Annotated in this window: 13 protein-coding genes; 10 read left to right on the top strand and 3 right to left on the bottom strand. The window is 65.5% G+C overall.

All coding sequences use genetic code 11. The features are described from left to right. Window positions 1–253 precede the first annotated feature (253 nt). Window positions 254–679: a DUF3717 domain-containing protein gene (locus J2X19_RS16030; RefSeq protein WP_310375339.1), complete on the top strand. Its 426-nt coding sequence runs from the start codon at window positions 254–256 to the stop codon at window positions 677–679. A gap of 68 nt (window positions 680–747) precedes the next feature. On the opposite strand, the gene J2X19_RS16025 is transcribed toward J2X19_RS16030, so the two are convergent. Together J2X19_RS16025 and purB are read right to left on the bottom strand one after the other, a co-directional pair. Continuing rightward, window positions 748–1308 carry a YaeQ family protein gene (locus J2X19_RS16025; protein ID WP_116608455.1) on the bottom strand — a complete coding sequence of 187 codons (561 nt, stop codon included), beginning with the start codon at window positions 1306–1308 and terminating at the stop codon, window positions 748–750. Between the two features lie 207 nt (window positions 1309–1515). Continuing rightward, window positions 1516–2919 carry an adenylosuccinate lyase gene (purB, locus tag J2X19_RS16020; RefSeq protein ID WP_116608454.1) on the bottom strand — a complete coding sequence of 468 codons (1404 nt, stop codon included), beginning with the start codon at window positions 2917–2919 and terminating at the stop codon, window positions 1516–1518. A 98-nt stretch (window positions 2920–3017) separates the two neighbouring features. Here purB and J2X19_RS16015 point away from each other — a divergent pair, with 98 nt between their 5' ends. The 3 genes from J2X19_RS16015 to metW are packed head-to-tail and all read left to right on the top strand — an operon-like array spanning window position 3018 to window position 5350. Beyond that, on the top strand, window positions 3018–3632 hold the full coding sequence (locus J2X19_RS16015) for a glutathione S-transferase N-terminal domain-containing protein (protein ID WP_116608453.1): 615 nt from the start codon (window positions 3018–3020) through the stop codon (window positions 3630–3632). 3 nt (window positions 3633–3635) lie between these two features. Next, window positions 3636–4769 (top strand): homoserine O-succinyltransferase MetX, encoded by a 1134-nt coding sequence (gene metX, locus J2X19_RS16010; RefSeq protein WP_310374737.1) that lies wholly within the window; start codon window positions 3636–3638, stop codon window positions 4767–4769. Next, window positions 4766–5350 (top strand): methionine biosynthesis protein MetW, encoded by a 585-nt coding sequence (gene metW, locus J2X19_RS16005; RefSeq protein WP_116608451.1) that lies wholly within the window; start codon window positions 4766–4768, stop codon window positions 5348–5350. Before metX ends, metW begins: the two co-directional genes overlap by 4 nt. On the opposite strand, the gene J2X19_RS16000 is transcribed toward metW, so the two are convergent. Further along, window positions 5331–6296 (bottom strand): helix-turn-helix transcriptional regulator, encoded by a 966-nt coding sequence (locus J2X19_RS16000; RefSeq protein ID WP_310374736.1) that lies wholly within the window; start codon window positions 6294–6296, stop codon window positions 5331–5333. The genes metW and J2X19_RS16000 overlap by 20 nt on opposite strands. An 85-nt stretch (window positions 6297–6381) precedes the next feature. Between J2X19_RS16000 and J2X19_RS15995 the strand changes: the two genes are divergently transcribed. The 6 genes from J2X19_RS15995 (at window position 6382) to J2X19_RS15970 (ending at window position 12512) form a co-directional block, all read left to right on the top strand. After that, window positions 6382–7017: a LysE family translocator gene (locus J2X19_RS15995; protein WP_116608449.1), complete on the top strand. Its 636-nt coding sequence runs from the start codon at window positions 6382–6384 to the stop codon at window positions 7015–7017. Between the two features lie 118 nt (window positions 7018–7135). Further along, complete coding sequence (locus tag J2X19_RS15990) at window positions 7136–8029, top strand: phosphoribosylaminoimidazolesuccinocarboxamide synthase (protein ID WP_310374735.1); 894 nt, start codon at window positions 7136–7138, stop codon at window positions 8027–8029. Between the two features lie 3 nt (window positions 8030–8032). Continuing rightward, entirely contained in the window at window positions 8033–9415 is a 1383-nt protein-coding gene (gene bioA / locus J2X19_RS15985; protein WP_310374734.1) for an adenosylmethionine--8-amino-7-oxononanoate transaminase, read from the top strand. After that, window positions 9381–10601 (top strand): 8-amino-7-oxononanoate synthase, encoded by a 1221-nt coding sequence (gene bioF, locus J2X19_RS15980; protein WP_310374733.1) that lies wholly within the window; start codon window positions 9381–9383, stop codon window positions 10599–10601. The genes bioA and bioF overlap by 35 nt, the downstream gene beginning before the upstream one ends. Next, the gene (bioD, locus tag J2X19_RS15975) at window positions 10594–11286 is read left to right on the top strand and encodes a dethiobiotin synthase (RefSeq protein WP_310374732.1); all 693 of its coding nucleotides are present in this window, start codon (window positions 10594–10596) and stop codon (window positions 11284–11286) included. Before bioF ends, bioD begins: the two co-directional genes overlap by 8 nt. Beyond that, window positions 11283–12512 carry a cytochrome P450 gene (locus J2X19_RS15970; protein WP_310374731.1) on the top strand — a complete coding sequence of 410 codons (1230 nt, stop codon included), beginning with the start codon at window positions 11283–11285 and terminating at the stop codon, window positions 12510–12512. The genes bioD and J2X19_RS15970 overlap by 4 nt, the downstream gene beginning before the upstream one ends. The last annotated feature ends 33 nt before the right edge of the window (window positions 12513–12545 follow it).

Raw genomic sequence — 12545 nt, 5'->3', positions numbered from 1 at the left:
GCAAACGGTGAGATCGGGAGTGTGTGGGCGGGTGAGCCGCCTGGGAGCACTTCGACCCCAGCCATTGCAGGTGGGTATCGAAGGTCTTGCTCGGCATCTGTAAGATGCCCCTCAGGCCGGAAGCCCTTGCGGGGCAACGTATTGACGACCAGTGGGTGCCCGCTATTGGCTGCGGGCGGGAGCTACTCCCCTTCAGCCGGCGATTAGAGCACAATCACCCTCCCTTTGCCAACCCTCGCCCTGATCCTTGTCCATGGCCGGAATCCACATCACCGACATCGAAGCCGCCATCAACTACTGGCGGGCCCAAAAGCCGTCGCCCGACGGCATCACCCTGTGTGCCGAATTACGCGCTCTGGCCGAGGTGTATGCGCTGTTGGTTTATCACCACGAAGACGAGGCCGACGAAGCCAGCATGCCGCCCAAGGCCCGCGCCGCCTGGCTAGCCTGGTACGAGACCACGCCCGACACCCCGTGTATCGCCATCTGCTCGACCTTCCAGGGCGATGCCCTGTGCAAAGGTTGCGGCCGGACCTTCGAGGAAGTGCAGCTCTGGCCCGCCATGGACCCGGTCGCCAAGCGCGCCACCTGGCGCCGCATCACCCAGGAAGGCAGCTCCTGGCGCTTCAACCGCTATGCAGAGCGTGCCGCCGAAGGCCGCTTGCCTGCTATAGATTGAGTAGCTGCTGGCGCAGATGAAATAAGCGCTAGCGGCCTAAAACGTATTCAAAAATAGAGCGATGGGAGCTATTTCCAGCGGACGCACTCTACGTCTACGCTGCCTTTTTCGCTGCTGAGGGTCAGGGCGCCCTCTTGCACCGTCGCCTGCAGCTGCATGCTGCGTTCGGCCAGCGCCGACAGGGCCTGAGAGGCCTCGGTCGGTACGCGCCAGACCTGCAGGTTCTGCGGGCGCGACAGCTTGGACTCCATGCCGCGCCACCAGATGTCGGCCGAGGAGCTGAACGGGTACAGCAGCACCTGGTCGGCCTTGCCGCAGGCCTTGATCAGCGGCTTGTCTTCGGGCTGGCCGACTTCGACCCAGAGCTTGGTCTGGCCGGTGAAATCGCGCAGGCTCAGATCCGGATCGTCCGGGTTGCTAAGGCCGGCGCCAAACGCCAGCACGCCGTCGCCGCCACACACGCTTTGCAGCTTGTAGGCGTTCAGCGCCAGCGCCACCAGGCGGACCATCATGCGTTCGTCGGTTTCGCTGGGATGGCGCGCCAAGGTCAGCGCGTGGTCGGCGTAGTAGCCGTGGTCAATGTCTGCAATTTGCAGGTTGGCCTTAAAGATCGTCGATTTGAGGGCCATAACTGCTTGCTCTATTTTTTATAGCTACTAGTGCACGTGATATATGCGCCAGCGGCCTGTTTCATTAAGACCATATAACTGCCCAGGTTCCACGCACGTGGGTGAACAATCCTTCCAGAACACCGCAGAACTGGCTTTGCCAGGCTGCTGGTGTTGCCCCCTGCAAGGGGGTGGGCGAAAACACGAAGTGTGCAGCCTGGGGGTGAGCTAAGCCCTGCGTGCCAATTCGGCGGCGATGCCGGTGTAGCTGCCTGGCGTCATGGCCAGCAGGCGCTGTTTCTCGGCTTCGGGGATTTCCAGCGAGGCGATCAGGCCGTGCAGGGCTTCGGCTGTGACGGTCTTGCCGCGGGTGACTTCCTTGAGCTTTTCGTAGGCGCCCTGTACGCCGTAGCGGCGCATCACGGTCTGGATCGGCTCGGCCAGCACTTCCCACGACGCATCGAGGTCGGCGGCCAGGGCTTCTTCGTTGAGTTCCAGCTTGTTCAGCCCGGTCAGCAGCGACTGGTAGGCCAGCGCCGCATAGCCGACGGCCACGCCCATATTGCGTAGCACGGTGGAATCGGTCAGGTCGCGCTGCCAGCGGCTGATCGGCAGCTTTTCGCTCAGATGGCGCAGCAAGGCGTTGGCCAGGCCCAGATTGCCTTCGGCGTTCTCGAAGTCGATGGGGTTGACCTTGTGCGGCATGGTGCTGGAGCCGATCTCGCCGGCTTTCAGGCGCTGCTTGAAGTAGCCCAGCGAGACATAGCCCCAGACGTCGCGCGACCAGTCGATCAGGATGGTGTTGGTGCGGGCGATGGCGTCGAACAGCTCGGCCATGTAGTCGTGCGGCTCGATCTGGATGCTGTAGGGCTGGAAGGTCAGGCCCAGGCCCCAGGGGGCGATACCGGCTTCGGACACCGGTTCGGGGGTTTCGATGACCTTGCGGCTGAACGCCTCCCAGTCGAAATCCGGCCAGGCCGACAGGTGGGCGTTGTAGTTGCCGACCGCGCCGTTCATCTTGGCCATCAGCGGCACGCCGGCGATCTTCTCGCGGGCGGCGACCAGGCGGACCAGCACGTTGGCGACTTCCTTGCCGACGGTGGTCGGGCTGGCGGTCTGGCCGTGGGTGCGGCTGAGCATGGGCACATCGGCAAACGCCTGGGCCATTTCGCGCAGCTTGGTGATCAGCGCGTCCAGGCCGGGCAGGACCACCAGGTTGCGCGCGCCCTTGAGCTGCAGCGCGTGGCTGGTGTTGTTGATGTCTTCGCTGGTACAGGCAAAGTGCACGAACTCGGCGGCGGCCAGCAGCTCGGGCCGGGCTTCGAACTTGGACTTGATCCAGTATTCGACGGCTTTCACGTCGTGGTTGGTGGTTTTTTCGATTTCCTTGATGGCGCGGCCATCGGTTTCGCTGAAGTTCTTCACCAGGTTCAGCAAATAGGTACGCGCGCCCGGGGTCAGCGGCTTGAATTCAGCGAAACCGGCGTCGCTGAGGGCGATGAACCAGGCGACTTCGACCTGGACACGGCGTTGCATATAGCCCTGTTCGCTCATCAAAGGGCGCAGGGTGGCGAGTTTGGCGGCGTAGCGGCCGTCCAGTGGCGACAGGGCCGAGATCGTGGAAAGATTCATCCCTGAATTGTAGGATGCGCGCCACCATGGGGCCAACCGGCGTTCTTGCAAGGGGGGTGAATCGCTAGAATGGACGCATCCCCAGTCCTATCTTGCCCATGAAACTCATCGGATCTCTCACCAGCCCCTACGTACGCAAAGTGCGCGTTGTGATGGCCGAAAAAAAGCTCGACTACCAGCTGGTGCTGGAGGACGTGTGGGCGTCGGGCACCAATATTTCCGAGTCCAACCCTCTGGGCAAAGTGCCCTGCCTGGTGATGGAAGGCGGCGAAGCCGTGTTCGATTCGCGGGTCATTGTCGAGTACCTGGACACCTTGTCGCCCGTCGGCAAGCTGATTCCGGCGCAAAGCCGTGAACGCGTGGAAGTCAAAACCTGGGAAGCGCTGGCCGACGGCTTGTGCGATGCCGGCCTGCTGGCACGCATGGAATCCGTCTGGGTGGACCGCCCCGAGGCCCAGCGCAGCCAGGCCTGGATCGACCGCCAGATGGGCAAGATCGACGCCACCCTGAAAGCCATGGCCCGCGGCCTGGCCGACAAGCCGTTTTGCAGCGGCATCCACCTGAGCCTGTCCGACATCGCCGTGGGCTGCGCGCTGGGCTGGCTGGAATTCCGCTTCCCGGCGGTGGACTGGCGCAGCCGCCACCCGAACCTGGGCAAATTGCAAGACAAGCTGATGCAGCGGCAGAGCTTTATCGACACCAAGCCAGTTTAGGGCGTGGGTAAGCCCTTGATCGCGACACCGCAAACCCAGCATTTCCCCGACCGTCTCCCACTGCAAGGCGGCGGTGCTATCCGCGCCTACGACCTGGCGTTTGAAACCTATGGCACGCTGAATGCCGACAAGTCGAATGCGGTACTGGTCTGCCATGCGCTGAACGCCTCGCACCATGTGGCCGGCGTGTATGCCGACCAGCCCAAGTCGGCCGGCTGGTGGGACAACATGGTCGGCCCCGGCAAGCCGCTGGACACCAATCGCTTCTTCGTCATCGGCGTGAACAACCTGGGCTCGTGCTTTGGCTCCACCGGGCCCATGCACGTTCATCCTGATACGGGCCAGGTCTACGGTGCTGACTTTCCGGTCGTCACGGTGGAAGACTGGGTCAACGCCCAGGCCCGTCTGCTCGACAGCCTGGGCATACAGCAACTCGCAGCCGTGATGGGTGGCAGCCTGGGCGGCATGCAGGCACTGGGCTGGACGCTACAGTATCCAGATCGCGTGCGGCATGCGGTGGTGATCGCCAGCGCCCCGAATCTGACGGCCGAGAACATTGCCTTCAACGAGGTGGCGCGCCGCTCCATCGTTACCGACCCGGACTTCCACGGCGGCCACTTTTACCAGCATGGGGTGGTGCCACAGCGCGGTCTACGCATCGCCCGCATGATCGGTCACATCACCTATCTCAGCGACGACGTGATGAACACCAAATTCGGCCGCCAGTTGATTGGTGATAGCTACCGCTACACCACGCAGGACGCGGAGTTCCAGATCGAAAGCTATTTGCGCTACCAAGGCGACAAGTTCAGCGACTACTTCGACGCGAACACCTACTTGCTGATCACCCGCGCGCTCGACTACTTTGACCCGGCCCGGCATTTCGACGGCAAGCTGACCGCGGCCTTTGCCAAGGTGCAGGCGCAGTTTCTGCTGGTTAGCTTCACCACCGACTGGCGCTTCTCGCCCCAGCGCAGCCGCGAAATCGTCAAGGCCTTGCTGGACAACCGGCGTACCGTCAGCTACGCCGAAATCGACGCGCCGCACGGGCACGATGCGTTTTTGCTCGACGATGCGCGCTACATGGCCACGGTACGCGCTTATTTCGACCGCATCGCCCAAGAGGTGGCCGCATGAGCGCACAAGCCACGATGGAATCGATTGCCCGCCTGGTGCCCAAAGGTTCGCGCGTACTGGACCTGGGCTGTGGCGACGGCGCCCTGCTCGCGCATCTGCAGGCCACGCGTGGCTGTTCGGGCTACGGCATTGAAATCGACGATGCCAAGCTGCTGAAATGTGTGCAGCGCGGCGTGAATGTGATCCAGCTGAACCTGGACGAAGGCCTGGCGATGTTCGACGACGCCTCGTTCGACGTGGTGCTGCAGATCGACACCTTGCAGCATCTGCGCAATGCCGAAACCATGCTGCGCGAAACCGCCCGCGTGGGCCGCATGGGCGTGCTGGCCTTCCCCAACTTCGCCCACTGGCCGAACCGCATGAGCATTCTGCGCGGCCGCATGCCGGTGACCAAGCGCCTGCCCTACCAGTGGTACGACACGCCGAATATCCGCGTCGGCACCTTTAAGGACTTCGAGGTGCTGGCCGAGAAGAACGACCTGAACATCCTGGATTCCTTTGGCCTGCAGGAGGGCCGCGAAGTGCGCGTCTGGCCGAACGCGCTGGCCGGTACCGCAGTCTTCAAGTTCCAGCGCGGCTGATCCCTGCCAGCTGCTGCAAGCGCACGGCCAGCAGGCTGAGTGCCTCGCGCAGGGCCGGCGGCTGGCGCACGGTGAAGTCAAACGGCAGGCGCGCCAGTTCGCGCGCAAACCAGTGCACATCGTCGGCCTGGCTGTGCAACACCACGCCGCCGTCCACCGGGTGCAGCAGGCCTATGCTGTCAAACAGCGCGGCCTGCGCCGTCTCCATGTCCGTATGCAGCAAGACTTCGATCTGGATCGCACGGGGAATGCTGGCTACCCCCAAGGCCAGATGCCGCACCGCATCAAAGTCGGCGGGCGGCACAAAGTAACTCTCCTTCGGCGCTACGGCTTGCACCCGGTCCAGCCGGAACGAGCGCAGCCCCTGGCGCAGATGGCAATGGCCGACCACGTACCAGCGCCGCGCCCGGTAGGCCAGGCCGTAGGGGTCGAAATCCCGCTCGGTCACCACGTCCTGCGCCGAGCAGTAGTGCAGGTGTACCTGGCGCTGCTGGTAGGCGGCCAGGCTGAGCGCAATCAGCGCCTGGTTGTCCTTGGCCGGAGCCGATGGCCGTTGGTCCAGCACCACGGTCTCGCCCAGCGCCCGTACCCGTTGTTTCAGCGGCGCCGGCATGACGCGCTCCAGCTTGGCCTGGGCGCTCTCGACCGCGGCTACGGCAGCAGCCAACCCCAGGCCGCGCGCCGCCACCAGGCCTAACGAGATGGCCAGGGCCTCGTCGTCGGTGAACACCATGGGCGGCAATTTGAAGCCGGGCATCAGGCTGTAGCAGCCGTAGCGGCCGCGCTCGGCCAGCACCGGAATACCCAGGTCTTCCAGCTTGCGGATGTAGCGCCGCAGCGTGCGCCCATCCACTTCCAGGCGCTGCGCCAGGTCCGGGCCGCTCAGGCGGCTATGGGCTTGCAGCAGCTCCAGCACGGTCAGCACGCGGGTGGTGGGGGAATACATGGCACAAGTTTAGACAGGTATCAGGGCCAATATCGCCCTGATAGGGTTTTAGAGTGGGGTTTTCCATCCACCGAGGCCGAGCACCATGACCCACTACACCCACCTATGGCTATTTTTCGTGATGGTGCTCGGCATCATCGTCTTGCCCGGCATGGACATGGCCTTCGTGCTGTCCAACGCCCTGGTCGGCGGGCGCAAGTCCGGCCTGTACGCAGTGGCCGGCATGGTGGCCGGCGGCATTTGCCATGTGGTGGCCGGGGTGTTGGGCTTAGGCCTGGTGCTGCGCTGGGTGCCGGGGCTGGTGAACGCCTTGTTGCTGGGGGGCGCGGTGTACATCGCGTGGATAGGCGTGTCGGTGCTGCGCAGCCAGTCGGCGATCGGACCGCTGCCGGCGGTGGGGACGCCGCCGCCCGGGGTGATCTTCCGCCGGGCCATGCTCACCTGTTTGATGAACCCCAAGGCCTATTTGTTCATGCTGGCGATCTTTCCGCAGTTTCTGCGCGTGGAGTACGGCGCGGTGTGGGTCCAGGCTGTCGTGCTGGGGTTGATCATCGCGCTGACGCAAACCCTGGTCTACGGCTTCTGGGCCGTGGCCGCCGGGGGCTCGCGCACCTGGCTGGCGGCCCGGCCCCAGGCCTCCATCGCCGTGGGGCGACTGGTCGGCGGCGTGCTGGTGCTGGGGGCGGTATGGACGGCGGTGCAGGGCTGGAATGCGGTCTAGTGCGGCGGGGTGAAAGCGGGCAGGACCCCGGCGTTTTACACTCTAGGGTTGGCATGCGTGCGATGTCGCAGCCACGGCTTGCTTGATTCCGGCCTAATTTCCTCTTGAGAACGCCCTGATGACTACTGTCCATACCTCTTCCATCCACAGCCTGCCCCTGCTGGCGCGCGGCAAGGTGCGCGATAACTACGCCGTGGGCGATGACCGCATCCTGATGGTGGCCAGCGACCGCCTCAGCGCCTTCGATGTGATCCTGGGCGAGCCCATCCCCGGCAAGGGCATCTTGCTGACGCAAATGGCCTTGTTCTGGTTCGGCAAGCTGGGCCATATCTGCCCGAACCACCTGACCGGCGAAGCGCCCGAGAGCGCGGTTCTGCCGGACGAAGTGCCCCAGGTGCAAGGTCGCTCCATGCTGGTCAAGCGCCTGAAGCCGATCCCGGTGGAAGCCGTGGTGCGCGGCTACCTGGCTGGTAGCGGCTGGAAGGAATACCAGGAAAGCCGTTCGGTCTGCGGCGTGCCGCTGCCCGAGGGCTTGACCAACGCCTCCAAGCTGCCTGCGCCGATCTATACCCCAGCGGCCAAGGCCGCGGTCGGCGACCATGACGAAAACATCACCTTCGAGAAAACCGTGGAGATGATCGGCTCCGACCTGGCTGGCCGCATCCGCGACCTGAGCATCCAGATCTACTCCGAAGCCGCTGCCATCGCGCTGACCAAGGGCGTGATCATTGCCGATACCAAGTTCGAGTTCGGCCTGGACACCGACGGCACGCTGGTGCTGATGGACGAGGTGCTGACCCCCGACTCCTCGCGCTTCTGGCCGGTCGAAGGCTATGTGGAAGGCACGAACCCGCCCAGCTACGACAAGCAATTCGTGCGCGACTGGCTGGAGCAGGTGCAGATCGACGGCAAGCCCTGGAACAAGACCCCGCCCGCACCGCGCGTGCCGCAGGAGGTGATCGCCAAGACCGCCGCCAAGTACCAGGAAGCGCTGCAACGCCTCACGGCTTAGGCCATGGCCAGCTCTCTGGTGGCGCGCAGCCTGGCGCACATCTGGCACCCCTGCACCCAGATGCAGCGCGCGGCCCAGGTGCCGCCGCTGCCCATGGTGCGCGGCCAGGGCGTCTGGCTGCATGACGAAGACGGAAACCGCTACTTCGACGCCATCAGCTCCTGGTGGGTCAATCTGTTCGGCCACGCCGACGCGCGCATCAACGCCGCCATCAAGGACCAGCTCGACACCCTGCCGCATGTGATGCTGGCCGGCTGCACCCATGCGCCGGCGGTGGAGTTGGCCGAGCGGCTGTCGGCGCTGACGGGCGGAGTCCTAGGCCACTGCTTCTTCGCCAGCGATGGCGCCTCGGCGGTGGAAATCGCCTTGAAGATGGCCTTCCACCACTGGCGCAATCGCGGCTTTGTCGACAAGCGCGAATTCGTCTGCCTGCGCCAGGGCTACCACGGCGAAACACTGGGCGCGCTGGCCGTCACCGACGTACAGATCTTCCGCGACGCTTACGACCCGCTGCTGCTGCGTTCGCACCAGGTGATGTCGCCCGACGCACGCCAGGCCTGGCCCGGTGAGTCGGCGGAGGATGTGGCATTGCGCGCCGCCGCCGAGCTGCAGACTTTGCTGGAAGCTCGCCACGGCCAGATCGCTGCCGTGATACTGGAGCCGCTGGTGCAGGGCGCCGCCGGTATGGCGATGTACGACCCGGCCTATCTGCGCGCCGTGCGGACGCTGTGCGACCAGCACCAGGTGCTGCTGATTGCCGACGAGATCGCGGTCGGCTGCGGCCGCACCGGCACTTTCTTTGCGGTGGAGCAGGCCGCTGAATTGGGAGAGCTGCCGCTGTGGCCCGATTTGCTGTGCCTGTCCAAAGGCATCAGCGGCGGCTACCTGCCTTTGTCCTTGGTGCTGTCGCGCGACAGCGTCTATGAAGCCTTTCTGGACGACGATGTGGCGCGCGGCTTCTTGCATTCGCATTCCTACACCGGCAACGCGCTGGCCTGCCGCGCCGCGCTGGCGGTGCTGGACCGGTTTGCCGAAGATGGCGTGCTGGCCCGCAACCGCCAGCAAGCCACCATCCTCAGCGCAGCGCTGGCGCCCTTGCAGACCGACCCGCGCGTCGAGAACTTCCGCCACATCGGCATGATTTGGGCCTTCGATGTGAAAGAGCCGCTGGCCGGCGCGCGCTTTGCCGAGCGCTTTCATCTGGCCGGCCGCGCCCGCGAGCTGCTGATCCGCCCGATAGGCCGCACGGTCTATCTGCTGCCGCCGTATTTGCTGGACGCAGAGCTGTCGCCCTGGTTGGCCCGCCAGGTGATGGCCACGCTGGACGATGTTTTGAACCAAGTACCCACCGATGCTGATCGAGCACCTGAACCGCCAACTGCGTGAGCGCGCCGAGCAGGCGTTGACCCGCAACCGCCGCACGGCCGCGTCGCCCTGTGCGCCCCAGCAGCGCGTGGCGCGCGATGGCCAGCCGGCGCGCGAGATGCTGGCGTTTTGCAGCAACGACTACCTGGGTCTGGCGAATCACCCAGCCTTGACTGCCGCGCTGGCCGAGGGCGCACAGCGCTTCGGAGCGGGCAGCGGCGCCTCGCACCTGGTCAGCGGCCACTCACTGGCGCACGCCAGGCTGGAAGCCGAGCTGGCGGCCTGGATGGCGCCGAATATCCCCAACGCCCGTGCGCTGTACTTTTGCACTGGTTATATGGCAAATATGGCTCTAGCGCCCGCGCTTGCTGCGCAAGGTGCTACGATTTTTGCAGATAGGCTGAACCACGCCTCGCTGGTCGATGGCGCGCTGCTGTCCAAGGCCACGCTGCAGCGCTACGCCCACCGGAATCTGGTGGTGCTGGAGCGCCAACTGAGTAGCTGCGACAGCGCGATCAAGCTGATCGTCACCGACGCCGTGTTCAGCATGGATGGCGACCTGGCCGACTTGCCGGCGATGCTGGCGCTGGCCGAAAAATACGACGCCTGGCTGGTGGTCGATGACGCCCACGGCTTCGGCGTGCTCGGCGCGCAAGGCCGCGGCAGCCTCGCGCAATTCGGCCTGTGCAGCGAGCGGCTGATCTACATGGGTACGCTGGGCAAGGCCGCCGGTGTGGCCGGGGCCTTCATCGCCGCGCACCCGACCATCGTGGAGTGGCTGGTGCAGACCGCCCGGCCTTACATTTACACCACCGCCGCGCCGCCGGCCATCGCCCACGCCGTCAGCGCCAGCCTGCTGGTGCTGGCCTCGGAAGACGGCACGCAACGGCGCGCCCATTTGGCCCACCTGGTTGCGCTGCTGCGCCGCCAACTGACCTTGCTGATGGACGCCCATCCTTCGCTGGGCTGGAGCCTGGCCGATTCGCACACCGCCATCCAGCCGTTGATCGTCGGCGACAACGCTGCCGCGCTGGTCTTGTCGGCGGCACTGGAGCGGCAAGGCCTGTGGGTGCCGGCGATCCGGCCGCCGACCGTGCCTGTGGGCACGGCACGGCTGCGTATTACCCTCAGCGCCTCGCACAGCGTCCACGACGTGCTGCGCCTGGTCCATGGCCTGGCGATGGCCGCCCAGGATATGCATGTCTAATATTTTTGTAACCGGCACCGACACCGAAATCGGCAAGACCCGCACCAGCGCGGCCCTGCTGCACTGGTGCGCGCAACAGGGCTGGCGCAGCGCCGGCTTCAAGCCGGTGGCGGCCGGGCTGGAGGCCGATGGCAGCAACGAAGACGTTGAGGCGCTGCGCGCAGCCGGATCGCTGGAACTGGACGGCGCCGAGGTTGGCCCGCTGCAGTTCCAGGCCGCGTGCGCGCCGCACATCGCCGCCGCGCTGGAAGGCCGCGCCATCGACCTGCCCACGCTGGTGCAGCAGGCCCGGGCGCTGGCGCAGCGGGCCGATGTGCTGGTGGTCGAAGGCGTGGGTGGCTTCTGCGTGCCGCTGACACCCGATGCGGACACCGCCGACTTGGCGCTGGCGCTGGGTTATCCGGTGGTCTTGGTGGTTGGTCTGCGCCTGGGCTGCATCAGCCATGCGCTGCTGACGGCAGAGGCAATCCGCGCCCGCGGCCTGCGGCTGGCGGGCTGGGTGGCCAACACGCTGGACCCGCAGATGCCGCACCTGCAAGCCAATCTGGACACGCTGCGCCACGAATTCACGCGCCGGCACCAGGCACCGTGTCTTGGCGTAGTGCCACGTTTGGTTGCCCCGACGCCGGCCGCCGTCGCTGCGCATCTGGATGGCGCGGCCCTGCGCAGATTGTTTGCCGCATGACGCCGATTGCGCCCTTCGTCGACGCGGCCTTTCTGGCGAATCCGTATCCGGCCTACCAGGCGCTGCGCGAGGCCGGCCCCATCCACTGGAGCACCGAATTCTTCGGCGGCGCCTGGCTGCTGACGCGCCATGCGGATGTCGAGCAGGTGCTGCGCGACCCGCGCTTGTCGGCCCAGCGCACCGGCGGCTGGGTGACGGACCGCGAGCAGGAGAAAGGCGATTTGGCCGGCTTCCAGCAGCTGTTCGCCCGGGCCATGCTGTTCCTCGATGCGCCGGACCATACGCGCATCCGCAGGGTGCTGAACGCCGGTTTCAAACCCGAGGCGATCCAGGCGTTGCTGCCGCACATTGAGCAGGTCGTGACCGAGCTGCTCGATGCGGTTAACGACCAGCCCAGCTTCGACTTCATGCAGGCCGTGGCCCGTCCGCTGCCGGTGCGCGTCATCGCCAAGATGATGGGCATAGATGACGCGGCCAATGCCGACTTCGTCACCTGGTCCGACGACCTGGCCGTCTTCATCGGCGCCCCGCTGGCCACCCACGCCCAGGCCCGCCGCGCCCAGGCCAGCCTGCTGGCCATGGGGCGGTATTTCGAAACCCTGGTGGCGCAGCGCCGCCAGAGCCCGGGCGACGATCTGGTCAGCCGCCTGCTGCAGGCCGAAGACGCGGGCGACATCCATAGCCACGCCGAGTTGCTGGCCCAGTGCGCGATGCTGCTGTTCGCCGGCCATGAGACCACGCGCAATCTGCTGGGCAACGGCCTGTATGCCTTACTGAGCAACCCGGATCAATGGCAGCGCCTGCAACAAGAGCCTGCCTTGCTGCCCGGCGCTGTCCGCGAGTTGCTGCGCTTCGATAGTCCGGTTCAGTACACCGGCCGCCGCGTTGCTGCGGATATGGAGTTGCACGGCCAGCAGCTGCGCCGCGGCGATCTGGTTGTACCTTTGATCGGCGCGGCCAACCGCGACCCGGCGCGCCATGCCGAGCCCGACCGGCTGGATGTGGCGGGGCGCGATGGGGGTTCGGTGTCGTTCGGCTCGGGGCCGCATGTCTGCATTGGTGCGATGCTGACGCGGGTGGAGGCGGAGGTGACTTTCAGGCTGCTGCTGCAGCGTTTTCCTGGTTTGCGCTTAGCAGATGTACCTGTGCAGTGGGTGGCGAATCCGGCTTACCGGGGGCTGGAGGTATTGCCGGTAAGCGCGGGCGAAGGTCCGGTGGTTTACTAGAACTTCCCCCCAGTCTTTGCTGGCTTGCTGGGA

The sequence above is a fragment of the Rhodoferax ferrireducens genome (genome assembly GCF_031458075.1).
Classification (GTDB): Bacteria; Pseudomonadota; Gammaproteobacteria; order Burkholderiales; family Burkholderiaceae_C; genus Rhodoferax_B; species Rhodoferax_B ferrireducens_A.
The sequence above is the reverse complement of the archived record's forward strand: the minus strand, read 5'-3'. Positions and strand labels throughout refer to the sequence as shown.